The sequence below is a fragment of the Curtobacterium salicis genome (assembly GCF_011759505.1).
In the GTDB taxonomy this organism is placed as follows: domain Bacteria; phylum Actinomycetota; class Actinomycetes; order Actinomycetales; family Microbacteriaceae; genus Curtobacterium; species Curtobacterium salicis.
The window spans coordinates 253,274-274,836 of the sequence record NZ_JAAOYO010000003.1; the positions used below are offsets into that span (position 1 = coordinate 253,274).

Annotated in this window: 31 protein-coding genes; 1 reads left to right on the forward strand and 30 read right to left on the reverse strand. The window is 67.8% G+C overall.

The annotated features are described in order from the left end of the window. Nucleotides 1-12: 12 nt before the first annotated feature. The 22 genes from E9228_RS09685 to rpsJ all read right to left on the reverse strand — a co-directional run bounded on the left by E9228_RS09685 (nucleotide 13) and on the right by rpsJ (nucleotide 11,795). A complete protein-coding gene (locus E9228_RS09685; RefSeq protein WP_166780374.1) occupies nucleotides 13-603 on the reverse strand; it encodes an adenylate kinase in 591 nt (196 codons plus the stop codon). Further along, nucleotides 600-1,922 carry a preprotein translocase subunit SecY gene (secY, locus tag E9228_RS09690; protein WP_110824231.1) on the reverse strand — a complete coding sequence of 441 codons (1,323 nt, stop codon included), beginning with the start codon at nucleotides 1,920-1,922 and terminating at the stop codon, nucleotides 600-602. The genes E9228_RS09685 and secY overlap by 4 nt, the downstream gene beginning before the upstream one ends. 177 nt (nucleotides 1,923-2,099) lie before the next feature. Then, nucleotides 2,100-2,564, reverse strand: coding sequence for a 50S ribosomal protein L15 (rplO, locus tag E9228_RS09695; protein WP_166780375.1), 465 nt, complete (start codon nucleotides 2,562-2,564; stop codon nucleotides 2,100-2,102). Continuing rightward, nucleotides 2,561-2,746 (reverse strand): 50S ribosomal protein L30, encoded by a 186-nt coding sequence (gene rpmD / locus E9228_RS09700; protein WP_022906355.1) that lies wholly within the window; start codon nucleotides 2,744-2,746, stop codon nucleotides 2,561-2,563. Before rpmD ends, rplO begins: the two co-directional genes overlap by 4 nt. After that, nucleotides 2,746-3,621, reverse strand: a complete 876-nt coding sequence (gene rpsE, locus E9228_RS16765) for a 30S ribosomal protein S5 (RefSeq protein WP_425248377.1) — start codon at nucleotides 3,619-3,621, stop codon at nucleotides 2,746-2,748. The genes rpmD and rpsE overlap by 1 nt, the downstream gene beginning before the upstream one ends. Before the next feature lie 5 nt (nucleotides 3,622-3,626). Further along, nucleotides 3,627-4,004: a 50S ribosomal protein L18 gene (rplR, locus tag E9228_RS09710; RefSeq protein ID WP_110824233.1), complete on the reverse strand. Its 378-nt coding sequence runs from the start codon at nucleotides 4,002-4,004 to the stop codon at nucleotides 3,627-3,629. Between the two features lie 2 nt (nucleotides 4,005-4,006). Continuing rightward, the gene (gene rplF, locus E9228_RS09715; RefSeq protein ID WP_166780377.1) at nucleotides 4,007-4,543 is read right to left on the reverse strand and encodes a 50S ribosomal protein L6; all 537 of its coding nucleotides are present in this window, start codon (nucleotides 4,541-4,543) and stop codon (nucleotides 4,007-4,009) included. Nucleotides 4,544-4,549: 6 nt separating this feature from the next. After that, complete coding sequence (gene rpsH, locus E9228_RS09720; protein ID WP_166780378.1) at nucleotides 4,550-4,948, reverse strand: 30S ribosomal protein S8; 399 nt, start codon at nucleotides 4,946-4,948, stop codon at nucleotides 4,550-4,552. Between the two features lie 158 nt (nucleotides 4,949-5,106). Next, nucleotides 5,107-5,697 (reverse strand): 50S ribosomal protein L5, encoded by a 591-nt coding sequence (gene rplE, locus E9228_RS09725; RefSeq protein ID WP_166780379.1) that lies wholly within the window; start codon nucleotides 5,695-5,697, stop codon nucleotides 5,107-5,109. Beyond that, the gene (gene rplX, locus E9228_RS09730) at nucleotides 5,697-6,050 is read right to left on the reverse strand and encodes a 50S ribosomal protein L24 (RefSeq protein WP_111073933.1); all 354 of its coding nucleotides are present in this window, start codon (nucleotides 6,048-6,050) and stop codon (nucleotides 5,697-5,699) included. Before rplX ends, rplE begins: the two co-directional genes overlap by 1 nt. A 3-nt stretch (nucleotides 6,051-6,053) precedes the next feature. After that, nucleotides 6,054-6,422 (reverse strand): 50S ribosomal protein L14, encoded by a 369-nt coding sequence (gene rplN / locus E9228_RS09735; protein ID WP_110903562.1) that lies wholly within the window; start codon nucleotides 6,420-6,422, stop codon nucleotides 6,054-6,056. A gap of 31 nt (nucleotides 6,423-6,453) precedes the next feature. After that, nucleotides 6,454-6,738, reverse strand: a complete 285-nt coding sequence (gene rpsQ, locus E9228_RS09740) for a 30S ribosomal protein S17 (protein ID WP_166780380.1) — start codon at nucleotides 6,736-6,738, stop codon at nucleotides 6,454-6,456. After that, nucleotides 6,738-7,058 carry a 50S ribosomal protein L29 gene (rpmC, locus tag E9228_RS17335; protein WP_110903564.1) on the reverse strand — a complete coding sequence of 107 codons (321 nt, stop codon included), beginning with the start codon at nucleotides 7,056-7,058 and terminating at the stop codon, nucleotides 6,738-6,740. The genes rpsQ and rpmC overlap by 1 nt, the downstream gene beginning before the upstream one ends. Then, on the reverse strand, nucleotides 7,058-7,477 hold the full coding sequence (gene rplP, locus E9228_RS09750; RefSeq protein WP_111073935.1) for a 50S ribosomal protein L16: 420 nt from the start codon (nucleotides 7,475-7,477) through the stop codon (nucleotides 7,058-7,060). Before rplP ends, rpmC begins: the two co-directional genes overlap by 1 nt. 2 nt (nucleotides 7,478-7,479) lie before the next feature. Then, on the reverse strand, nucleotides 7,480-8,292 hold the full coding sequence (gene rpsC, locus E9228_RS09755; protein WP_166780381.1) for a 30S ribosomal protein S3: 813 nt from the start codon (nucleotides 8,290-8,292) through the stop codon (nucleotides 7,480-7,482). Further along, nucleotides 8,292-8,684: a 50S ribosomal protein L22 gene (gene rplV, locus E9228_RS09760; protein ID WP_110903567.1), complete on the reverse strand. Its 393-nt coding sequence runs from the start codon at nucleotides 8,682-8,684 to the stop codon at nucleotides 8,292-8,294. Before rplV ends, rpsC begins: the two co-directional genes overlap by 1 nt. A gap of 25 nt (nucleotides 8,685-8,709) precedes the next feature. Next, complete coding sequence (gene rpsS / locus E9228_RS09765) at nucleotides 8,710-8,991, reverse strand: 30S ribosomal protein S19 (protein WP_017885529.1); 282 nt, start codon at nucleotides 8,989-8,991, stop codon at nucleotides 8,710-8,712. Between the two features lie 11 nt (nucleotides 8,992-9,002). Next, entirely contained in the window at nucleotides 9,003-9,842 is an 840-nt protein-coding gene (gene rplB / locus E9228_RS09770) for a 50S ribosomal protein L2 (protein ID WP_111073937.1), read from the reverse strand. Between the two features lie 18 nt (nucleotides 9,843-9,860). Then, complete coding sequence (gene rplW / locus E9228_RS09775; protein ID WP_110824245.1) at nucleotides 9,861-10,160, reverse strand: 50S ribosomal protein L23; 300 nt, start codon at nucleotides 10,158-10,160, stop codon at nucleotides 9,861-9,863. Beyond that, nucleotides 10,157-10,816 (reverse strand): 50S ribosomal protein L4, encoded by a 660-nt coding sequence (gene rplD, locus E9228_RS09780; RefSeq protein ID WP_166780382.1) that lies wholly within the window; start codon nucleotides 10,814-10,816, stop codon nucleotides 10,157-10,159. Before rplD ends, rplW begins: the two co-directional genes overlap by 4 nt. A 2-nt stretch (nucleotides 10,817-10,818) precedes the next feature. Next, complete coding sequence (gene rplC, locus E9228_RS09785; protein WP_110903570.1) at nucleotides 10,819-11,472, reverse strand: 50S ribosomal protein L3; 654 nt, start codon at nucleotides 11,470-11,472, stop codon at nucleotides 10,819-10,821. A gap of 14 nt (nucleotides 11,473-11,486) precedes the next feature. Then, the gene (gene rpsJ / locus E9228_RS09790; protein ID WP_110824248.1) at nucleotides 11,487-11,795 is read right to left on the reverse strand and encodes a 30S ribosomal protein S10; all 309 of its coding nucleotides are present in this window, start codon (nucleotides 11,793-11,795) and stop codon (nucleotides 11,487-11,489) included. 501 nt (nucleotides 11,796-12,296) lie between these two features. On the opposite strand from rpsJ, the gene E9228_RS09795 reads away from it, so the two are divergent. Beyond that, nucleotides 12,297-13,094: a TrmH family RNA methyltransferase gene (locus E9228_RS09795; RefSeq protein WP_166780383.1), complete on the forward strand. Its 798-nt coding sequence runs from the start codon at nucleotides 12,297-12,299 to the stop codon at nucleotides 13,092-13,094. 73 nt (nucleotides 13,095-13,167) lie between these two features. Here the strand turns inward: E9228_RS09795 and E9228_RS09800 are convergent, their stop codons facing one another. From E9228_RS09800 to E9228_RS09835, 8 genes are all read right to left on the reverse strand, one after another. Beyond that, nucleotides 13,168-13,965 (reverse strand): DarT ssDNA thymidine ADP-ribosyltransferase family protein, encoded by a 798-nt coding sequence (locus tag E9228_RS09800; protein WP_166780384.1) that lies wholly within the window; start codon nucleotides 13,963-13,965, stop codon nucleotides 13,168-13,170. Nucleotides 13,966-14,063: 98 nt separating this feature from the next. Beyond that, nucleotides 14,064-15,041, reverse strand: coding sequence for a DNA topoisomerase IB (locus tag E9228_RS09805; RefSeq protein ID WP_166780385.1), 978 nt, complete (start codon nucleotides 15,039-15,041; stop codon nucleotides 14,064-14,066). Between the two features lie 138 nt (nucleotides 15,042-15,179). After that, nucleotides 15,180-16,367 carry an elongation factor Tu gene (gene tuf, locus E9228_RS09810; protein WP_166780386.1) on the reverse strand — a complete coding sequence of 396 codons (1,188 nt, stop codon included), beginning with the start codon at nucleotides 16,365-16,367 and terminating at the stop codon, nucleotides 15,180-15,182. Between the two features lie 149 nt (nucleotides 16,368-16,516). Further along, nucleotides 16,517-18,634 (reverse strand): elongation factor G, encoded by a 2,118-nt coding sequence (gene fusA, locus E9228_RS09815; RefSeq protein ID WP_166780387.1) that lies wholly within the window; start codon nucleotides 18,632-18,634, stop codon nucleotides 16,517-16,519. Between the two features lie 87 nt (nucleotides 18,635-18,721). Next, a complete protein-coding gene (gene rpsG / locus E9228_RS09820; protein ID WP_110903576.1) occupies nucleotides 18,722-19,192 on the reverse strand; it encodes a 30S ribosomal protein S7 in 471 nt (156 codons plus the stop codon). A gap of 5 nt (nucleotides 19,193-19,197) precedes the next feature. Continuing rightward, a complete protein-coding gene (gene rpsL, locus E9228_RS09825) occupies nucleotides 19,198-19,566 on the reverse strand; it encodes a 30S ribosomal protein S12 (protein ID WP_058728453.1) in 369 nt (122 codons plus the stop codon). A gap of 249 nt (nucleotides 19,567-19,815) precedes the next feature. Beyond that, complete coding sequence (locus E9228_RS09830) at nucleotides 19,816-20,973, reverse strand: hypothetical protein (protein ID WP_166780388.1); 1,158 nt, start codon at nucleotides 20,971-20,973, stop codon at nucleotides 19,816-19,818. A 108-nt stretch (nucleotides 20,974-21,081) separates the two neighbouring features. After that, nucleotides 21,082-21,537, reverse strand: coding sequence for a DUF6121 family protein (locus E9228_RS09835; RefSeq protein WP_166780389.1), 456 nt, complete (start codon nucleotides 21,535-21,537; stop codon nucleotides 21,082-21,084). Nucleotides 21,538-21,563: the final 26 nt, after the last annotated feature.

Here is a 21,563-nt window from a genome sequence, read left to right on the forward strand (position 1 = left end):
CGGAGCTCCTGGTCAGACCGAGGCGGCGAGGCCGCGCGCGGAGAGCGCCTCGGCGATCCGGTCGCCGACCTCGTCGACACCGCCCAGACCGTCGACGTCCACGACCAGTCCGCGCTCCTGGTAGACCGCCACGAGCGGCGCGGTCTGCTCCAGGTAGACCTGCTGCCGACGTCGGATCGTCTGCTCGTTGTCGTCGGCACGACCCTGCTCGGCCGCGCGGTTCAGCAACCGGCTCACCAGGGCGTCCTGCTCGGCGACCAACTGCACGACCGCGTCGATGCCGGTGCCGTGCTCGGCGAGCAGTGCATCCAGGTACTCCACCTGGGCGGGCGTCCGCGGGTACCCGTCGAGCAGGAAGCCGTCAGCGGCGTCGGACTCGGCCAGACGGTCGCGCACCAGCTCGTTCGTCAGGTCGTCGGGGACGTACTCGCCCGCGTCCATGATCGCCTTCGCACGCTGTCCCAGGGGGGTGCCCTCGGAGACGTTCTTGCGGAAGATGTCGCCGGTCGAGATCGCGGGGATCCCGAACGTCGACGCGATCCGGCCGGCCTGCGTGCCCTTCCCGGCTCCGGGAGGTCCGACGATGATGAGACGTGCGCTCAACGGAGGAGCCCTTCGTAGTGACGCTGCTGCAGCTGCGAGTCGATCTGCTTCACCGTCTCGAGGCCGACACCCACGATGATCAGGATGCTGGCACCACCGAACGGGAAGTTCTGGTTCGCCCCGAACAGCGCCAGTGCTGCGAGCGGGATGAGCGCGATGAGACCGAGGTAGAGCGCGCCGGGCAACGTCACCCGGGTGAGGACGTAGTCGAGGTACTCAGCGGTCGGGCGCCCGGCACGGATGCCCGGGATGAACCCGCCGTACTTCTTCATGTTGTCGGCGACCTCTTCGGGGTTGAAGGTGATCGCGACGTAGAAGTACGTGAAGCCGACGATGAGCAGGAAGTACAGGACCATGTAGAACCAGTTGTCACCCGAGGTCAGGTTGCTCTGGATCCAGGTCACCCACGGCGCCGGCGCGGAGCCGTCCGAGGGCTGGTTGAACTGGGCGATCAGCGCCGGCAGGTAGAGCAGCGACGACGCGAAGATGACGGGCACGACGCCGGCCATGTTCACCTTGATCGGGATGTACGTGTTGTTGCCGCCGTAAGTGCGCCGCCCGACCATGCGCTTGGCGTACTGCACCGGGATCCGCCGCTGCGACTGCTCGACGAACACGACCGCCATCATGATCACCAGACCGACCAGGATGACGAAGAGGAAGAGCTCGAAGGACTGCGACTGCTCGATCGCCCAGAGAGCGGACGGGAACTGCGCGGCGATCGAGGTGAAGATGAGCAGCGACATGCCGTTGCCGATGCCGCGCTCGGTGACGAGCTCGCCCATCCACATGATGAGGCCGGTACCGGCGGTCAGGGTGATGACCATCAGCAGGATCGCGTACCAGCTGTCGTTCGAGATGATCGACGTGCAGGACGCCGACGCGCTCGTGCCGAACAGGGCGCCCGAGCGGGCGACGGTGATCAGGGTGGTGGACTGCAGCACGCCCAGCGCGATGGTGAGGTAGCGCGTGTACTGCGTCAGCTTCGCCTGACCGGACTGGCCCTCCTTGTAGAGGGAGTCGAAGTGCGGGATCACCACGCGCAGGAGCTGCACGATGATCGACGACGTGATGTACGGCATGATCCCGAGCGCGAACACGGAGAGCTTCAGCAGCGCTCCGCCGGAGAACAGGTTGATCAGGTCGTAGAGGCCGCCGGAGGACGACGCGGACGCCAGGCATGCCTGGACGCTGGCGTAGTCGACGAACGGTGCGGGGATGTACGAGCCCAGGCGGAACAGCGCGATGATCGCCAGGGTGAAGCCGATCTTCTTGCGAAGATCTGGGGTGCGCATGATGCGCGCGACCGCTCTGAACACGAGTTACTCCGAACTTCTGTGACCGGTCCGACCGGTCGAGCCGGGCAGGATGCCCGTGGCCGGAAGCGCCGACCCCGTGGCCCGGTGACGCACGTCGAACGACGCCGTCTTCTCGGGCCTGCCATCAAGGAAACCGTAACGGCGGCCCGCGCGCAATGCGCGGGCCGCCGACGGGGACTACTTGGTGACGGTGCCGCCCGCCGCCACGATCTTCTCCTCGGCGGATGCCGAGACCTTGTCGACCGTGACCGTGAGCTTCACGCTGATGTCACCCTGACCGAGAACCTTGACCTTCTCGTTCTTGCGGACGGCGCCCTTGGCGACCAGGCCCGCGACGGTGACGTCGCCACCGTTCGGGTAGAGCTCCGCGATCTTTTCCAGGTTCACGGGCTGGTACTCGACTCGGAACGGGTTCTTGAACCCGCGGAGCTTCGGGGTGCGCATGTGCAGCGGCATCTGCCCACCCTCGAAGCCGACCTTGACCTGGTAACGGGCCTTCTGACCCTTGGTACCACGGCCCGCGGTCTTGCCCTTCGAGCCCTCACCGCGACCCACACGGGTGCGGTCCTTCTTCGAGCCTGCGGCCGGACGAAGGTGGTGCACCTTCAGGATCTGGACGCGCTCGTTCTTCTCGTCGCTCATGCGTCGACCTCCTCGACCTTCACGAGGTGCGCCACCGTTGCGACGTACCCGCGGTTCTGGGCGTTGTCCTCACGCAGGACCGTACGGCCGATGCGCTTGAGACCCAGGCTGCGGAGCGTGTCGCGCTGGTACTGCTTCTCGCTGATGACGGACTTCGTCTGCGTGATCTTCAGCATGGCCATCAGGCACCTGCCTTCTCGTTCGCGGCGGCACGCGCGGCTGCCTCGGCGTGCAGCAGGCGAGCCGGCACGACGTGGTCGACGGGGAGACCACGACGTGCTGCGACGGCGCGGGGCTCCTCGAGCTGCTTGAGGGCCTCGACCGTGGCGTGCACGATGTTGATGGTGTTCGACGAACCGAGCGACTTGCTCAGGACGTCGTGGATGCCGGCGCACTCGAGCACGGCGCGGACCGGACCACCGGCGATGACACCGGTACCGGCCGCGGCCGGACGCAGGAGGACGACGCCAGCGGCGGCTTCACCCTGCACCGGGTGCGGGATCGTGTTGCCGACGCGGGGGACGCGGAAGAAGTTCTTCTTGGCCTCTTCGACGCCCTTCGAGATGGCGGTCGGGACCTCGCGGGCCTTGCCGTAGCCGACGCCCACCAGACCGTTGCCGTCACCGACGACGACGAGTGCGGTGAAGCTGAAGCGACGACCACCCTTGACGACCTTGGAGACGCGGTTGATGGTGACGACGCGCTCGAGGAACTGGCTGTCGCCACCTCGCCCGCTCCGGTCGTTGCCGCCGCGGCCACCCTGCTGGCGGTCACGGCCGCCACCGCTGCCGCCACCACGGCGGCCACGGTTGTCGACGGAGTCGCGGTTGTTCGAAGCCGAACCCGCGGCGGTCTCGACGGGGCGCTCGACGACGGGGACCTCAGGCTCCTTGGCCGCGGGGGCCTTGGCGTCTGCGTCGGTCGTCTCGGTGGTCTCGGCCGCGTCGGTGCTCTCCGCGGCGGTGTCCGCCTCGGTCGCAGCTTCGGTGGTCGTCTCGACCTCGGCGTCGGTCGTGGCCTCGGCCTTGACCTCGGCGTCGTCGTTGGTGTTCGCGATGTCGCTCACAGGTTCAGCCCTCCTTCACGGGCACCGTCGGCGATCGCGGCGACGCGACCGGCGTACTTGCTACCACCGCGGTCGAAGACCACGGCTTCGACGCCAGCCGACTTCGCACGCTCGGCGACGAGCTCGCCGACACGACGGGCCTTGGCGGTCTTGTCGCCGTCGAACGAGCGGAGGTCGGCCTCCATCGTCGATGCGCTGGCGAGGGTGTGACCCTTCGCGTCGTCGATGACCTGGACGAACACGTGACGTGACGAACGGGTGACGGCGAGGCGGGGACGGGTCTCGGTCCCGGTGATCTTCTTCCGGAGACGGTTGTGGCGGCGGGCCTTGGCGGCCGCCTTGCTCTTGCCTCGAGTACGAGTTCCGATGGCCATGATCACTTACCTGACTTTCCGGCCTTGCGGCGCACGATCTCGCCGGCGTAGCGAACACCCTTGCCCTTGTAGGGCTCGGGCTTGCGCAGCTTGCGGATGTTGGCCGCGACCTCACCGACGAGCTGCTTGTCGATGCCGTTCACGGTGACCTTGTTGTTGCCCTCGACGGCGAAGCTGATGCCTGCCGGCGGGTTGACCGTGATCGAGTGGGAGTACCCGAGCGCGAACTCGAGGTCGCTGCCCTTGGCTGCCACGCGGTAACCGGTGCCGACGACCTCGAGGCCCTTGGAGTAGCCCTGGGTGACGCCGATGATCTGGTTCGCGATGAGCGACCGGGTCAGGCCGTGCAGTGCGCGGGAGGAACGCTCGTCGTCCGGGCGGCTGACGAGGACCTGGTTGTCCTCGACGGTGGCCTGGATGGGCTCAGCGATGACGAGCGTGAGCTCGCCCTTCGGGCCCTTGACGGCGACGTTCTGGCCGTCGACCGAGACGGTCGCTCCGGCCGGGATGTCGATGGGGAGACGTCCGATACGAGACATGATCGATCACCAAACGTAGGCGAGGACTTCCCCACCCACGCCCTTCTGCTCGGCTTCGCGGTCGGTCAGGAGCCCCGAGGAGGTCGACAGGATCGCCACGCCGAGGCCACCGAGGACGCGGGGCAGCTCGGTCGACTTCGCGTAGACGCGGAGGCCCGGCTTCGAGACGCGCTTGATGCCGGCGATCGAACGCTCGCGTTCGGGGCCGTACTTGAGTTCGATGGTCAGGGTCTGCCCGACGCGGGCGTCCTCGACCTTCCACTCGCTGATGTAACCCTCGCGCTTGAGGATGTCAGCGATGGTCTGCTTGAGCTTGGAGCTCGGAAGCGAGACGGCGTCGTGGTGCGCCGAGTTCGCGTTCCGCAATCTGGTCAGCATGTCTGCGACCGGATCAGTCATCGTCATGATGCGTATCCGTTCTTCGTCCGGTTTCGATCACCCGTTCCACGAGTGCCGACCTCGACGATCGAGGTGATCCCAGGGCGGTTCCCCGGGATCGGTGTGACTTCGTGCGTGCGGGCCGGAGGAGATGAACTCCTCCGGCCCGCGCCGCCCGGAGTAGCTTAGACCGTCTGCTCGCCCGAACGGAACGGGAAGCCGAGCTGGCGGAGCAGCGCGCGGCCTTCGTCGTCCGTCTTCGCGGTGGTGACGACAGTGATGTCGAAGCCACGCACGCGGTCGATGCGGTCCTGGTCGATCTCGTGGAACACGCTCTGCTCGGAGAGACCGAAGGTGTAGTTGCCGTTGCCGTCGAACTGGCGGTCGCTCAGACCACGGAAGTCGCGGATGCGCGGCAGCGCCAGCGACAGCAGGCGGTCCAGGAACTCCCACGCACGGTCACCGCGGAGGGTGACGTGTGCGCCGATGGCCTGGCCCTCGCGCAGCTTGAACTGCGCGATGGACTTGCGGGCCAGCGTGACCTGCGGCTTCTGACCGGTGATCGCCGTGAGGTCCTTGATGGCACCCTCGATGATCTTCGAGTCGCGCGCGGCCTCACCGACACCGGTGTTGACGACGACCTTGACCAGGCCGGGGACCTGGTTGACGTTGCCGTAACCGAACTGCTCGGTCAGCGTCGCCTTGATCTCGTTGCGGTACTTCTGCTTGAGGCGCGGCTGAACTTTCTCAGCAGTCGCGGCAGTCGTGTCGGTCATCAGAGCTTCTCACCAGACTTCTTGGCGTAGCGGACGCGGACGGTCTTGGTGACGCCGTCCTTCTCCACCTCTTCGTTGCGGAAACCGACGCGGGTCGGCTTCTTGGTCTTCGGGTCGACGATCGCGACGTTCGACACGTGGATCGGAGCTTCGTGCTGCTCGATGCCACCGGTCTTCGAACCGCGCTGGGTCTGACCGACGCGGACGTGCTTGGTCACGAAGTTGATGCCCTCGACGACCAGACGGTCGCCGCGGACCTCGATGACCTTGCCCTGCTTGCCGCGGTCGCCGCCACGCTCCTGCGTGGCACCGGTGATGACCTGGACCAGGTCACCCTTCTTGATGTTCGCCATGGCTTACAGCACCTCCGGCGCGAGCGAGATGATCTTCATGAACTTCTTGTCACGGAGCTCGCGACCGATCGGCCCGAAGATGCGCGTGCCGCGCGGGTCGCCGTCAGCCTTGAGGATCACTGCCGCGTTCTCGTCGAACTTGATGTAGGAGCCGTCTGCACGACGGGTCTCCTTCTTGGTGCGAACGATGACCGCCTTGACGACGTCACCCTTCTTCACGTTGCCGCCGGGGATGGCGTCCTTCACCGTGGCGACGATGACGTCACCGAGGCCGGCGTAGCGACGACCCGAGCCGCCGAGAACACGGATGGTGAGGATCTCCTTGGCGCCCGTGTTGTCAGCCACCTTCAGGCGGGATTCCTGCTGAATCACTGCTGTCTCCTATTCCGAAGCGGGCCGAGGCCTACTTGGCCTTCTCGAGGATCTCGACCAGGCGCCAGCGCTTCGTGGCGCTGAGGGGACGGGTCTCGCTGATGACGACCAGGTCGCCCATGCCGGCGGAACCCTGCTCGTCGTGGGCCTTGACCTTCGACGTGCGACGGATGACCTTGCCGTAGAGGGGGTGCTTCACGCGGTCCTCGACCTCGACGACGATCGTCTTGTCCATCTTGTCGCTCGTGACGTAGCCACGACGGGTCTTGCGGTAGCCGCGGGTGACGGCGGCGGAGTCCTTCTCTTCGGTGGCCATCAGTTCTCCTCGGCGGTCGCGGCCTCGGTCGACTCAGCCGGCTTCTCGGCCTTCTTCGACGACTTCTTGGCCTTCGGGGCGGTCTCGACGGGCGCGGGCGTGGCACGGATGCCGAGCTCGCGCTCACGGAGCACGGTGTAGATGCGCGCGATGTCGCGCTTGACGGCACGGAGACGGCCGTGGCTCTCCAGCTGGCCGGTGGCCGACTGGAAGCGGAGGTTGAACAGCTCCTCCTTGGCCTTCTTCAGCTCGTCAGCGAGACGCTCGTTCTCGAACGTGTCGAGCTCCGTCGGACGGAGCTCCTTGGAACCGATCGCCATTATGCGTCGCCCTCCTCGCGCTTGATGATGCGTGCCTTGAGGGGCAGCTTGTGAATTGCACGGGTCAGTGCCTCGCGAGCGACCTCGTCGCTCACACCGGCGAGCTCGAAGAGCACGCGACCCGGCTTGACGTTGGCGACCCACCACTCGGGCGAACCCTTACCGGAACCCATGCGGGTCTCAGCGGGCTTCTTGGTCAGCGGGCGGTCCGGGTAGATGTTGATCCACACCTTGCCGCCACGCTTGATGTGACGCGTCATGGCGATACGAGCGGACTCGATCTGACGGTTGGTCACGTAGGCCGGGGTGAGCGCCTGGATTCCGTACTCACCGAAGGAGACCTTCGTGCCACCGGTCGCCTGACCCGAACGCTTCGGGTGGTGCTGCTTGCGGTGCTTGACTCGACGGGGGATAAGCATGGTTACGCCTCAACTCCTGCGCCGGCCGGCGCGTCCTGCGGGGCCTGCTGCTCGCGACGGTCGCCACCGCGGTCGTTGCGGTCGCCACGGGGGCCGCCGCCACGACGGTCGTTGCCGCCGCCACGACGCTCCGGGCGGGACGAACGCTGGTTCGCCTGCTCGCGAGCGAGCTCCTTGTTCGTGATGTCGCCCTTGTAGATCCAGACCTTCACGCCGATACGGCCGAACGTGGTCCGGGCCTCGTAGAAGCCGTAGTCGATGTTCGCGCGGAGGGTGTGCAGGGGCACGCGGCCCTCGCGGTAGAACTCCGAACGGGACATCTCGGCACCGCCGAGGCGACCCGACACCTGGATGCGGACACCCTTGGCACCGGCGCGCTGTGCACCCTGCAGGCCCTTGCGCATGGCGCGACGGAACGCGACACGAGCGGAGAGCTGCTCGGCGATGCCCTGCGCGACGAGCTGGGCCTCGGTCTCGGGGTTCTTGACCTCGAGGATGTTGAGCTGGATCTGCTTCTTGGTGAGCTTCTCGAGCTCGCTCCGGATGCGCTCGGCCTCGGCGCCGCGGCGACCGATGACGATGCCCGGGCGCGCCGTGTGGATGTCCACGCGGACGCGGTCACGGGTGCGCTCCAGCTCGATGCGGGCGACGCCCGCGCGGTCGAGGCTCTTCGTCAGGAACTGACGGATCTTGATGTCCTCGGCCACGAAGTCGGCGTAGCGCTGACCCTTCTTCGTGCTGTCGGCGAACCAGTGGGAGATGTGGTCCGTCGTGATCCCGAGACGGAAGCCGTACGGGTTGACCTTCTGGCCCATTACTTGCTCGCCTTCTTGCTCGTCGCGGCGGCCTCGGCCTCATCGGGCGTCGCGAGGACGACCGTGATGTGGCTCGTGCGCTTGTTGATGCGGAAGGCGCGGCCCTGGGCGCGCGGCTGGAACCGCTTCAGGGTCGTGCCCTCGTCGACGAAGACGCTGCTCACGTAGAGGTCGCGTTCGTCGAGGAAGCTGTTCGTCGAGTCCGCCTTGACCCGTGCGTTCGCGATCGCCGAGGCGACCAGCTTGTACACGGGCTCCGAAGCGCCCTGGGGGGCGAACTTCAGGATGGCGAGCGCCTCGTGGGCCTGCTTGCCGCGGATCAGCTGGATGACGCGACGGGCCTTCTGAGGCGTGACGCGGATGTGTCGCACGCGTGCGATCGACTCCACCATTTCGTTCCTCCTCTTCGTCGCCGCCTTAGCGGCGACGGCCCTTCTTGTCGTCCTTCACGTGGCCGCGGAAGGTGCGGGTCGGCGCGAACTCGCCGAGCTTGTGACCGACCATCGACTCGGTGACGAACACCGGGATGTGCTTGCGGCCGTCGTGCACCGCGATGGTGTGACCGAGCATGTTCGGGACGATCATCGACCGTCGCGACCACGTGCGGATCACGTTCTTGGTGTTGGCCTCGTTCTGCGTGACGACCTTGCGGAGCAGGTGCTCGTCGACGAAGGGGCCCTTCTTCAGACTGCGTGGCATCTTCGGAACTCCTACTTGCGCTTCTTGCCGGCGTTACGGCGACGGACGATGAGCTTGTCGCTCGGCTTGTTCGGCTTGCGCGTGCGACCTTCGGCCTGGCCCCAGGGGCTGACCGGGTGACGGCCACCGGAGGTCTTGCCTTCACCACCACCGTGCGGGTGGTCGACCGGGTTCATCGCGACACCACGCACCGTCGGGCGGACGCCCTTCCAGCGCATGCGGCCGGCCTTGCCCCAGTTGATGTTCGACTGCTCGGCGTTGCCGACCTCGCCGATCGTGGCGCGGCAACGGGCGTCGACGTTGCGGACTTCACCCGACGGCAGACGGAGCTGCGCGTAGGGGCCGTCCTTGGCGACGAGACGCACCGAGGCGCCGGCGGAGCGGGCGAGCTTGGCGCCGCCACCGGGGCGGAGCTCGATCGCGTGCACGACCGTACCCACCGGGATGTTGCGGAGCGGCAGGTTGTTGCCGGGCTTGATGTCAGCGCCGGGGCCGGTCTCGACGACGTCGCCCTGCTTGAGCTTGTTCGGCGCGATGATGTAGCGCTTGGTGCCGTCCACGAAGTGCAGGAGCGCGATGCGCGCCGTGCGGTTCGGGTCGTACTCGATGTGTGCGACCTTGGCGTCGACACCGTCCTTGTCGGCACGACGGAAGTCGATCACGCGGTACTGGCGCTTGTGGCCACCACCGATGTGACGCGTCGTGATGCGTCCCGAGCTGTTCCGGCCACCGGTCTTCGGCAGCGGACGGAGCAGGGACTTCTCCGGGGTCGAACGGGTGATCTCGGCGAAGTCGGAGACCGAGGAGCCGCGACGACCTGGGGTCGTGGGCTTGTAGTTACGAATAGCCATGATTTATCCCTCTGGTCCTCAGCCGACAGCCGTGAAGATGTCGATCGAACCGGACTTGAGCGTCACGATGGCGCGCTTGGTGTCCTTGCGCTTGCCGATCCCGAACTTGGTCCGGCGGGTCTTGCCCGGACGGTTCAGCGTGTTGATGCCGGCGACCTTGACGTCGAAGATCTTCTCGATCGCGAGCTTGATCTCGGTCTTGTTCGCACGGGGGTCCACGAGGAACGTGTACTTGCCCTGGTCGATGAGGCCGTAGCTCTTCTCCGACACGACCGGCGAGATGATGATGTCGCGCGGGTCCTTGTTGAAGCCGCTCATGCGGTGATCTCCTTCGCGGTCTTCGACGCGATGAAGGCGTCGAGGGCGCTCTTGCTGAAGACGACGGCGTCCGCACGGAGGACGTCGTAGGCGTTCAGCTGGCCGTACGAGAGCGCGTGGACGTTCGGCAGGTTGCGGACGCTCTTGAGCGTGAGCTCGTCGCCCGACTCGAGCACGATGAGCACGTGCTTGACGGGAGCGACCTTCGCGAGGAGCGTGCGGGCGGTCTTGGTCGACGGCAGTTCTGCCTCGACGAAGCCCTCCACGGCGGAGATGCGGCCACCGCGGGCGCGGTCCGAGAGCGAGCCGAGCAGGGCTGCGGCGATCATCTTCTTCGGGGTGCGCTGCGAGTAGTCACGCGGGGTCGGGCCGTGGACGACGCCACCACCGGTGTGCTCCGGGGCGCGGACCGAACCCTGACGGGCGCGGCCGGTGCCCTTCTGCTTGAACGGCTTGCGACCGGAGCCGCGGACTTCGCCGCGGTTCTTGGTCTTGTGGGTGCCCTGGCGCGCGGCGGCGAGCTGCGCGGTGACGACCTGGTGGATGAGCGGGACGTTGGTCTCGACGTCGAAGATCGCTGCGGGGAGCTCGACGGAGCCCGACTTCACGCCCGAGGCGTCGAGGACGTCGATCGTGGTTGCGGTCGTGGTGGCCATGATCACTTACCCTTCACGGCGGTGCGGACGAAGACGGAACGGCCACGTGCACCGGGGACGGCGCCCTTGACGAGCAGCAGGCCCTTCTCGGCGTCGACGGCGTGGACCGTGAGGTTGAGGACGGTCACGCGGTCGCCACCCATACGACCGGCCATGCGCATGCCCTTGAAGACACGCGACGGGGTCGAGGAGGCGCCGATCGAACCGGGCTTGCGGTGGTTGCGGTGCGAACCGTGCGAGGCGGAGACACCGGCGAAGTTGTGACGCTTCATGACACCGGCGAAGCCCTTGCCCTTGCTGGTGCCGACGACGTCGACCTTCTGGCCGGCCTCGAACGTGTCGACGGTCAGCTCCTGACCGAGCGAGTACTCCGCGGAGTCGTTCGTGCGGATCTCGGTGAGGGTGCGACGCGGCGTGACACCGGCGGCCTCGAAGTGGCCGGCGGCCGGCTTGTTCACCTTGCGCGGGTCGATCTGGCCCGCGGCGATCTGGATCGCCTCGTAGCCGTCGCGCTCGATGTTGCGGATCTGGGTGACCACGTTCGGGCCGACCTCGATCACGGTGACGGGGATGAACTTGTTGTTCTCGTCCCACACCTGGGTCATCCCGAGCTTCTTGCCGAGGAGGCCCTTGACGGTCTTGGTTGAGTTCGCCATGAGTTCCAGCCCCCTTACAGCTTGATCTCGATGTTGACGTCGGCCGGGAGGTCGAGACGCATGAGCGAGTCGACGGCCTTCGGCGTCGGGTCGACGATGTCGATGACCCGCTTGTGCGTGCGCTTCTCGAAGTGCTCGCGCGAGTCCTTGTACTTGTGAGGGGAACGGATCACGGGGATCACGTTCTTCTCGGTGGGGAGCGGCACCGGGCCGACCACGGTCGCACCGGCACGGGTCACCGTGTCGACGATCTTCCGGGCCGACGTGTCGATGACCTCGTGGTCGTACGACTTGAGCCGGATGCGGATCTTCTGTCCCGCCATGTGTTTTCCTGTCCTCTCTGCGCCGCGCACCCTCAGGCCGCCTGACGCCGCCGGGGCTCCGCTGTCGCGTGCCCGGCTGTTTACGTGAACCACCGGCTCCATCCGCAGGGGATGACCGCTGTTCTCCTGTCAACCGCGCGAGTACCCGGGGCACACGCGTGGGCATGTCGTCACCCGCGCACCGTGGTGCTGGCGGATGTCGAACGTGTTCTGCTGCCTGCGGCCCAACCCAGCCCTGCTGGACAAGGGGGTTGTGCACTGCCAGAGCAGTGACCCCACGGGCGCGAACGCCCGCAGAATTTCGGAACCGGACAAGTCTCGCATAGGCCATGCCTCCGTGCAACCCGGGCGTGTCGCGATCTCGACGGCGTGTTGCGGAGCGCGCCACGCGCCTCCCGGCCGGGCTCCCACCACCGGTCCGGACCCGGACTGGAGGCACGGCCCGCGTCCGCCAGGTCGGCCCCCGTCAGGCCCTCGGAGCGCCGCTGCTAGCCTTCGCGCATGCCCGATCTCGATGTGCTCGCCGACCCCTCCGACCCGGCCGTCCAGCGGCTCAGCGACCTCGCCAAGCCCGCGCGCGGCACGGTCCGGACCGCGATCGTCGAGGACCAGGAACCGCTCGTGCAGGCCCTCCGTGCCGGTGTCCGGTTCGTCGAGGTCTACGGCGAGTCCACGCGGGAGTTCCCGGGTGACCTGGCTGCCCTCTGCGCCGAACTCGGCGTGCCCGTGCGACTCGTCGAACCGGCCGTGCTCACCAAGGTGTTCCGCAGTGAGAAGCGGCCGAAGGTCTTCGGGGTGGCGAACATCCCGGCACCCGCCCGGTTCTCCGCGCTGACGGAGGGCACCGGCGACGTGCTGGTCCTGGACGGCGTGAAGATCGTCGGCAACATCGGCGCGATCGTCCGCACCGCCGTCGGCCTCGGCGCCCGCGGCGTGGTCCTCGTCGACAGCGACCTGCCCACCATCGCGGACCGGCGCGTCGTCCGGGCAAGCCGCGGCCACGTGTTCTCCGTCCCCGTCCTGCTCGAGACCCGGGAGCGGGTCGCCCGGTGGCTCGGCGAGTCCGGCCTGCGCGTGGTCGACGTCGACATGGACGGGTCCCTCTCCCCCGAGTCGCTCGGAGCGCTCGACGGCGACGTCGCGCTGCTGCTCGGCGCGGAGAAGACCGGCGCGTCCGACGTGCTGCAGGACCTCGCGGCGGACACCGTCTCGGTCCCCATCGACAGCCGGGTCGAGTCGCTCAACGTGTCGGTCGTCGCCGGCATCGTCCTCTACGCCCGCAGTCGCCGCAGCGCCTGAGGCCAGGACGCGCCGGCACGCGAGAACGCCCCGGACCGCTCGTGCGGTCCGGGGCGTTCTGCACGTCCGGGGGTCAGTCCTCGGGCAGCGGCGGGACGAACCACGGCGGGAACACGGCGACGCGCGGCGCGGGCCCGCCCTGCTCGGCGAACACGGCCTTCACCTGCTGGCGGACCCGGTCGTTCGGCACACCCACCAGGGCGACCGCGGACATCGGCACCCGCGGGCCGGCGAGCAGCTCGACACCGCGCATCGACGGGTCGGTGATGTCGGTCCGACGGAGCAGGTTGGTGGCGGCATCCGGTCCGACCGCGAAGCGCACGTCCGGGTCGTCGGCGTCGGTGTCGGCCAGGATCACGGACGCACCGAACGCGGTCGTGGGGACGACGAGCACGACGAACTCGGTCGCTCGCGTGCGGCGGGCGGCATCGGACCAGCGGTCCTCCTCCGCGCCGGAACGGAGCTCGTCCCAGCGCCCGGCATCGGGCGAGAGGGTGAACGGCACGTGCCCGGCCACGCTGGAACCGTCGGGGGCCGTGGCCGCACCACGCGCCTCCCGGGTGGCTGCCGAGCTGACGTCCACCGCCGGCTTCGCCTGGTCGGACGCGAGGATCGCGCCCTCCGCGACGATGGCGGCGAGGTTGTCGATGTGTGTGACGTGGTGCGCGCGCAGCGCACCGAAGTCACGGGTCGCCGGCAGTACCTGCTCGGGGACCTTGCCGCCCGGCGTCGACGGGGTGGACCGCAGCGACGTCGTCACACGCGTCCGACGCGGCGTCGGGGTCTTGATGATGTCCTCCGGATCACGCTGCCGTGGGGAGCAGATGTCGCAGAGTTCGATGGGGAAACCGTGGATGCACTCGTCGGTCACGACTGATGGGTCCTTCCGTGCCTCGTGGGGTGGGCGGGCACGACCACCAACGCTACGTCATCCCGGAACGCCCCACGACCGATCGTCAGCTCACCGCGTCACTGCCGGTAGAGCAGAGCCCTGACTTCGGACTCGGCTGCGTGGAGTCGTTCCGGGTCGATCGTCTCGCCGTGTTCGTACGCATCGAGCAGCCTGGGGTCGATGTAACTCTGTCTGGCGACGGTCGGTGTGTTGCCCAGGACCTCGCTGGCCGCCTTCACCGCGTGCGAGATCGCCTTCTTCCGCTTCGCCTGGCTCGACAGCACGCCCGTCTCGGCCAGGTCGACGGCCGCCGCGACCGTCCCGTGCAGGGTCCGGAAGTCCTTCGCCGTGAAGTCCTCCCCCGCACGCTCCTTCACGTACGCGTTGATGTCCTCGGCCGTGACCGGCTCCCACTCGTCGCCTCGTCGCTCACGGAACGAGAGCAGGCGGGCGTTGGGACCCCGGCGCTTCATGCCGACGAGGACCCGCGCCAGGTCCGCGTCGTGGATGGTGGAGGACCACGCCTGGTGGCTCTTGCCGGGGAACTCGAGCTCGATGTCGTCCCCGGAGATGTGCGCGTGGGTACAGAGGAGGGTCGACAGGCCATGGCTGCCGTGCTCGGTGGCGTAGCGCTCCGAACCGACGCGCAGCGACCCCTGGTCGAGCATCCGGAACGCGGCTGCCAGTGCGCGGCGACGGTCAGGCTCCGGCCGGCGGAGGTCCTGCGTCACCATCCGCCGGGCTCCCGGCAGGGACTCTGCGAGCGCGAGCGCGCGGTCGTACTTGATCTTGTCCATCCGGTCGCGCCAGGACGGGTGGTACATGTACTGCCGACGTCCCGCACCGTCGATGCCCGTGGCGAGGATGTGCCCGTTCTCGTACGGTGAGATCCACACGTCGTCCCAAGCAGGAGGGATCACGAGGTCCTCGAGCCGCTTCCGGACCTCCGGGTCGGTCACCGTGGTGCCATGGGGGTCGCGGTAGGTGAAGCCCTTCCCGCTCCGGATGCGGTGGTACCCACGACCCTTGGTCGAGGAGCGGCGAAGACGTGTCACGTCCCCGATGCAACACCATCGGGGCTGCCTGACGGAGCAGGAACGTCCCCCGGTGCGCGTGGTGGACCACCGTCCTCGGGACAGACGAAAGCGGGGCCGGACCCGAAGGTCCGACCCCGCTGACGCAGGCAACCGGAGTTACTTGATGATCTTCTCGACCGTGCCGGCGCCGACCGTACGACCACCCTCACGGATGGCGAAGCGGAGGCCCTCTTCCATGGCGATCGGCTGGATCAGCTCGACCGTCATGGCGACCGTGTCACCGGGCATGACCATCTCGGTGCCCTCGGGCAGCGTGATGACGCCGGTGACGTCGGTGGTGCGGAAGTAGAACTGCGGACGGTAGTTCGCGTAGAACGGGTTGTGACGACCGCCCTCTTCCTTGTTCAGGATGTACGCGTTCGCGGTGAACTCGGTGTGCGGCGTGACCGAACCCGGCTTCACGACGACCTGGCCGCGCTCGACGTCTTCGCGCTTGAGGCCACGGATGAGCAGACCGGTGTTGTCACCGGCGACTGCCTTGTCCAGCAGCTTGCGGAACATCTCGATGCCCGTGACCGTGGTCTTCTGGGTCGCCTTGATGCCGACGATCTCGACCTCGGAGTTGAGGTCCAGCTCGCCACGCTCGACGCGACCGGTGACGACGGTGCCACGACCGGTGATCGTGAAGACGTCCTCGATCGGCATCAGGAACGGCTGGTCGGTGGCGCGCACCGGGTCCGGAACGCTCTCGTCGACGGCGGCCATCAGGTCCTGGACGGACTTGACCCACTTCTCGTCGCCCTCGAGCGCCTTGAGCGCCGAGACCTGCACGACGGGTGCGTCCTCGTCGAACTCCTGCGAGCCGAGGAGCTCGCGGACCTCGAGCTCGACGAGCTCCAGGATCTCCTCGTCGTCCACCATGTCGGCCTTGTTCAGCGCGACGACGATGTACGGGACGCCGACCTGGCGGGCGAGCAGCACGTGCTCACGCGTCTGGGGCATCGGGCCGTCGGTGGCGGCGACCACGAGGATCGCGCCGTCCATCTGGGCCGCACCGGTGATCATGTTCTTCACGTAGTCAGCGTGACCAGGAGCGTCGACGTGCGCGTAGTGGCGCTTCTCCGTCTGGTACTCGACGTGCGAGATGTTGATCGTGATGCCGCGCTGGCGCTCTTCGGGAGCGTTGTCGATCTGCGCGAAGTCGCGGGCCTCGTTGAGGTCCGGGTACTGGTCGTGCAGAACCTTGGTGATCGCCGCCGTGAGCGTGGTCTTGCCGTGGTCGACGTGACCGATGGTTCCGATGTTGACGTGCGGCTTGGTCCGCTCGAACTTGGCCTTGGCCACTGTGGGTCCTCCTCAGGACTCGGGTGCGTCGCCCCCGACAGGACCTTGGTCGGCCCTGCGCTGTTGGCGCGCGGTGTGTGTGTCTCTACTTTACTTGGTGGCGAGGGGCCCGTCGCCGGGCACCCTCGCCTGGGGATGACGCGGGAGCGTCAGGCCCCGGTGCTCTTCTGGATGATCTCGTCAGCCACGTTGCGCGGGACCTCGTTGTAGGTCTCGAACACCATGGAGAAGACAGCACGACCAGAGGTCTTGGAGCGCAGGTCGCCCACGTAGCCGAACATCTCGGACAGCGGGACGCTTGCACGGACCACCTTGACGCCGGAAGCATCCGTCATCTCGGAGATCTGGCCACGACGCGAGTTCAGGTCGCCGATGACGTCGCCCATGTACTCCTCGGGCGTACGGACCTCGACGGCCATGATCGGCTCGAGGAGCACGGGACCGGCCTTGCGGGCGGCTTCCTTGTACGCGATCGAGCCGGCGATCTTGAACGCCATCTCGGACGAGTCGACGTCGTGCGCCGCGCCGTCCTTGAGGGTCGCCTTGACACCGACGGTCGGGAAGCCGGCGAGCACGCCGACCTGCATCGCGTCCTGGATGCCGGCGTCGACCGAGGGGATGTACTCGCGGGGGACGCGACCACCGGTCACGCCGTTCACGAACTCGTACACCTTCTCGGCGGTGACGGGCATCGGCTCGAGCGCGATCTGCACCTTGGCGAACTGACCGGAACCACCGGTCTGCTTCTTGTGGGTGTAGTCGTAGCGCTCGACGACCTTGGTCAGGGTCTCGCGGTAGGCCACCTGCGGCTTACCGACGTTCGCCTCGACCTTGAACTCGCGCTTCATGCGGTCGACGAGGATGTCGAGGTGGAGCTCGCCCATGCCCTTGATCGTCGTCTGACCGGTCTCGGCGTTCTGCTCGACGCGGAACGTCGGGTCTTCTTCAGCGAGCTTCTGGATGGCGACGGAGAGCTTCTCCTGGTCGGCCTTCGTGTTCGGCTCGATGGCGACCTCGATGACCGGCTCCGGGAACGTCATCGACTCGAGGACGACCTGGTTCGACGGGTCGCACAGGGTGTCACCCGTGGTCGTGTCCTTGAGGCCGATGACCGCGTAGATGTGACCGGCGGTCACCGAGTCGACCGGGTTCTCCTTGTTGGAGTGCATCTGGAAGATCTTGCCGATGCGCTCCTTCTTGCCCTTGGTCGAGTTGATGACCTGGGCACCGGAGTCGATGTGACCGGAGTACACGCGGACGTAGGTGAGGCGACCGAAGAACGGGTGCACCGCGACCTTGAACGCGAGCGCCGAGAAGGGCTCGGACGACTCCGGCTTGCGGATGATCTCCTTCTCTTCGTCCTTGACGTCGTGGCCGATCATCGGCGGGACGTCGAGGGGCGACGGGAGGTAGTCGATGACCGCGTCGAGCATCGGCTGCACGCCACGGTTCTTGAACGCCGAGCCACAGAGGATCGGGTAGAGCGTGCTGCTCACCGTGAGGGCACGGATGGCCGCCTTGATCTCGGCGACCGAGAAGTCGGTGTCACCGTCGAGGAAGCGCTCCATGAGGACGTCGTCCGCCTCGGCCACGCGCTCGATGAGCTTCTCGCGGTACTCGGCGGCACGGTCGGCCAGGTCGGCCGGGATCTCCTCGATGGTGTACTTCGCACCCATCTCGACGTCACCCTTGGCGTCACCGCGCCACGTCAGTGCACGCATCTCGACCAGGTCGACGATGCCCTCGAAGGAGCTCTCGGAACCGATCGGCAGCTGGAGCACGAGGGGCTCCGCGCCGAGGCGGTTCACGATGGTGTCGACGGTGTAGTAGAAGTCGGCACCGAGCTTGTCCATCTTGTTGACGAAGCAGATGCGCGGGACGTTGTACTTGTCCGCCTGACGCCACACGGTCTCGGACTGGGGCTCGACGCCCTCCTTGCCGTCGAAGACGGCGACCGCACCGTCGAGGACGCGGAGCGAACGCTCCACCTCGACCGTGAAGTCCACGTGACCCGGGGTGTCGATGATGTTGATCTGGTTGTTGTCCCAGAAGCAGGTGGTGGCGGCCGACGTGATCGTGATGCCGCGTTCCTGCTCCTGCGCCATCCAGTCCATCGTGGCAGCGCCGTCGTGGACCTCACCGATCTTGTGCGTGATGCCCGTGTAGAACAGGATGCGCTCGGTCGTCGTGGTCTTGCCGGCATCGATGTGCGCCATGATGCCGATGTTGCGGACCTTGTTCAGGTCGGTGAGCACGTCCTGTGCCACAGGTTCCTCCGGGAGAGTTGTAGGAGAGGGTGGCGGCCGTCCGGGTGCCTGGGCTCTTGGCCGAGGCACCCGGACGGTGCCGGATGACTACCAGCGGTAGTGCGCGAAGGCCTTGTTCGACTCGGCCATCTTGTGGGTGTCCTCGCGGCGCTTGACCGCGGCACCGAGACCGTTCGACGCGTCGAGGATCTCGTTCATGAGACGCTCGGTCATCGTCTTCTCGCGACGGCCCTTGGCGTACGAGGTGAGCCAGCGGAGCGCGAGGGTGTTCGCGCGGTGCGGCTTGACCTCGACCGGGACCTGGTAGGTCGAGCCACCGACGCGGCGGCTCCGGACCTCGAGGGTCGGACGGACGTTGTCGAGCGCCTTCTTCAGCGTGACGACGGCGTCCTGGCCGTTCTTCGACGAGACACCTTCGAGCGCGTCGTAGACGATGCGCTCGGCGAGGCCCTTCTTGCCGTCGAGGAGGATCTTGTTGACGAGCTGGCTGACGACGGGAGCGCCGTAGACCGGATCGGCGACGACGGGACGCTTCGGGGCGGGACCCTTACGAGGCATCTAACTCAACCCTTCTTCGCACCGTAGCGGCTACGAGCCTGCTTACGGTTCTTGACGGCCTGGGTGTCCAGGGCACCGCGGATGATCTTGTAGCGCACACCCGGGAGGTCCTTCACACGACCGCCGCGGACGAGCACCATCGAGTGCTCCTGCAGGTTGTGGCCCTCACCGGGGATGTAGGCCGTGACCTCGGTGCCGTTGGAGAGCTTGACACGAGCGACCTTGCGCAGTGCCGAGTTCGGCTTCTTCGGGGTGGTGGTGTAGACGCGGGTGCACACGCCACGCTGCTGGGGGTTCGCCTTCAGTGCCGGCGCCTTGGTCTTGACGACCTTCGGCGTACGACCCTTGCGAACGAGCTGCTGGATGGTAGGCAACTGTTCTCCTGGTTCTTCGCTCGTGCTCTCTGGCCGACGCGGTCCGCCGGCTTCCTCATCCCACGCGGACCAACGCCTGACGGCGGAGGGAGATGGGGGATGGAGTGATCAGGAGGCCGTGGGCCTGCAGGATCTGGGCGCGCCCGAAGGCGCACACCCAGGAGAGCCTAGCCGTCGTGACGGGCGAAATCAATCCGTGGTAGGCCCGTCGGCGCCTGTCCGCTCAGGGCGAGACCCCGCGTCACCGTGTCACGAACCGGAGTCGCTCTGCCCGTTGGCGACGGCCGGCACGAACGTCGCACCGTCCGCACCGAACGTCGTGATCCAGCCGGAGGCGTTGACGTCGATCGGACCGGCGGTCGCCGTGCCCTGGCCCGTCGGTCCGGAGAACCTGGCGGTGAAGGTCGCCGAGCCGGGCGAACGGGTCTGGACGGCCCAGCCCTTCGACGCCCAGCCACCGATCACCACGGACGGTCGGGCGCCGAGCGTCCACTTCTGGTCCGTCCACGTGCTCGCCGGGTCCTCGCCCGAGGCGGAGAAGCTGCAGCCGGCCGGGGCAGGCAGCGCCGACGCGACGCAGCCGTCGACCCATGCGTCCACGGCCGCGGACGCCGCCCGCGACCCGGCGTCGGTCAGCGTCGTCGTGACCACGACCGGCGTGGCGGGAGCGCCGAAGCCGGGCACCGCGGCGCGGGTGTCCTCCGCCGTGAACCACTCGCCACCGCTGAGGTGCACGCCGTAGGACCCCGGGAAGGCCCGCAGTTCTGCCGCGCCGCCGGCGTCGGTCCGCACGTCCGCACCCGCGACCTGGACGGTGCTGCGGGGCGGCCCCTGCACCGCGACCTGGACGGAGCCGAGCGCCGGCGGCCGCAGGGACCACACCGGGAAGACCCCCCAGTCGGTCCCGGTGCGCTCGAGCTCGAACGTCGCGGGGACGCCCCGACCGGCCTGGGTGACCACCGCGCGGACGACGGCACGGTCCGACCCCTGCTCGACCGATGTGATCCGGTGCGCCGTGATCCTGTCCCCGGCACGCGCGTACACCGCATCCGTGAGCAGGACGTCGTCGTGCCCCCGGTGGATGCCCGCGGTCTCGAGGGCGTCGGCGAGGTGTCCGTCCTCGACGTCCCGGAGGAACGACTGCACGGGGCGTTCCGCCGAGTGGTCGTCCGATCCGGTCGTCCACCCGATGCCGGCAACCACGAGCAGGAGCACCGACGCGGTGATGCCAGCCACCAGTCCGACGACCGCCGTCCGGCGCCGCGGGCGACGACGCGAGGTCGCATCGCGGCCGGGAGCGGTGCCGACCGTCGCGGTCATCGCCGGCGGGAGTCCGCGATCGCCGTGCAGCGAGTCCGCGTCCGGCACCGACTCCCAACCGGGCGCGCGGTCAGCTCCGTCGGTCATCGGTCCCCCACTTCCGAACACGAGTTCAGCTCGATCACGCGCAGGCGTGTCGGTCACGCGTGTCCCTGGGATGGTACCGGCCGGGGCGGGGGCGACCCGCGCCTCCCGTCAGTCCTGTGGACGGACCGGCGGCTGCTGCGGTGTCTGTGGATGCGTCGCCTGCCACCGCACCGCGGAGATGCCGGCGACGACGGTCAGCAGCGCGACGACGACCGCGCCGACCACGAACGGGCTGAGGGAGTACCCGGCGGGGAAGACGAGCAGCTCAGCGGCGTCCGAGCGCACCAGCGCGTAGCCGACCGCACCCACGCCGAGCATCACGAGGTACGTCGTCGCGGCGGCGACCAGGCCGGTGACTCCGGGGTTGCCCTCGCGCGCGCCCATCGCGGTGGCGAGGAACACCACGATCGCTGCGCCGACGACCATCGCAGGACCGAGGTACGGGGTCGCGTCGGGCTGACGGATCGCCTCGACGTCGGCGAGCAGCGCTTCGAAGCCCGCCACGGCGATGACGAGCGCGATGAAGAGGACGGACGTCATCGTCGCCACGAACCACCGGGACATGCGCCGATCGTAGCGCTCCCCCTCTG

Excerpts from the sequence above, each read along its gene's own strand:
- rpmC (WP_110903564.1), bottom strand. The coding sequence starts at position 7,058 with ATGGCGATCGGTTCCAAGGAGCTCCGTCCGACGGAGCTCGACACGTTC.
- rplF (WP_166780377.1), bottom strand. The coding sequence starts at position 4,543 with ATGTCTCGTATCGGACGTCTCCCCATCGACATCCCGGCCGGAGCGACC.
- rpmD (WP_022906355.1), bottom strand. The coding sequence starts at position 2,746 with ATGGCCATGCTGAAGATCACGCAGACGAAGTCCGTCATCAGCGAGAAG.
- rplW (WP_110824245.1), bottom strand. The coding sequence starts at position 10,160 with ATGAGCGGCTTCAACAAGGACCCGCGCGACATCATCATCTCGCCGGTC.
- E9228_RS09835 (WP_166780389.1), bottom strand. The coding sequence starts at position 21,537 with ATGTCCCGGTGGTTCGTGGCGACGATGACGTCCGTCCTCTTCATCGCG.
- rpsC (WP_166780381.1), bottom strand. The coding sequence starts at position 8,292 with ATGGGCCAGAAGGTCAACCCGTACGGCTTCCGTCTCGGGATCACGACG.
- rplO (WP_166780375.1), bottom strand. The coding sequence starts at position 2,564 with ATGAGCGACGAGAAGAACGAGCGCGTCCAGATCCTGAAGGTGCACCAC.
- rpsQ (WP_166780380.1), bottom strand. The coding sequence starts at position 6,738 with ATGGCCACCGAAGAGAAGGACTCCGCCGCCGTCACCCGCGGCTACCGC.
- rplX (WP_111073933.1), bottom strand. The coding sequence starts at position 6,050 with ATGGCGAACATCAAGAAGGGTGACCTGGTCCAGGTCATCACCGGTGCC.
- rplR (WP_110824233.1), bottom strand. The coding sequence starts at position 4,004 with ATGGCCATCGGAACTCGTACTCGAGGCAAGAGCAAGGCGGCCGCCAAG.
- E9228_RS09830 (WP_166780388.1), bottom strand. The coding sequence starts at position 20,973 with ATGACCGACGGAGCTGACCGCGCGCCCGGTTGGGAGTCGGTGCCGGAC.
- E9228_RS09795 (WP_166780383.1), top strand. The coding sequence starts at position 12,297 with ATGCCCGATCTCGATGTGCTCGCCGACCCCTCCGACCCGGCCGTCCAG.
- rplC (WP_110903570.1), bottom strand. The coding sequence starts at position 11,472 with ATGGCGAACTCAACCAAGACCGTCAAGGGCCTCCTCGGCAAGAAGCTC.
- rplD (WP_166780382.1), bottom strand. The coding sequence starts at position 10,816 with ATGGCCACCACGACCGCAACCACGATCGACGTCCTCGACGCCTCGGGC.
- rplP (WP_111073935.1), bottom strand. The coding sequence starts at position 7,477 with ATGCTTATCCCCCGTCGAGTCAAGCACCGCAAGCAGCACCACCCGAAG.
- rpsS (WP_017885529.1), bottom strand. The coding sequence starts at position 8,991 with ATGCCACGCAGTCTGAAGAAGGGCCCCTTCGTCGACGAGCACCTGCTC.
- rplB (WP_111073937.1), bottom strand. The coding sequence starts at position 9,842 with ATGGCTATTCGTAACTACAAGCCCACGACCCCAGGTCGTCGCGGCTCC.
- rplV (WP_110903567.1), bottom strand. The coding sequence starts at position 8,684 with ATGGTGGAGTCGATCGCACGCGTGCGACACATCCGCGTCACGCCTCAG.
- rpsH (WP_166780378.1), bottom strand. The coding sequence starts at position 4,948 with ATGACGATGACTGATCCGGTCGCAGACATGCTGACCAGATTGCGGAAC.
- rplE (WP_166780379.1), bottom strand. The coding sequence starts at position 5,697 with ATGACCGACACGACTGCCGCGACTGCTGAGAAAGTTCAGCCGCGCCTC.
- rpsJ (WP_110824248.1), bottom strand. The coding sequence starts at position 11,795 with ATGGCGGGACAGAAGATCCGCATCCGGCTCAAGTCGTACGACCACGAG.
- rpsG (WP_110903576.1), bottom strand. The coding sequence starts at position 19,192 with ATGCCTCGTAAGGGTCCCGCCCCGAAGCGTCCCGTCGTCGCCGATCCG.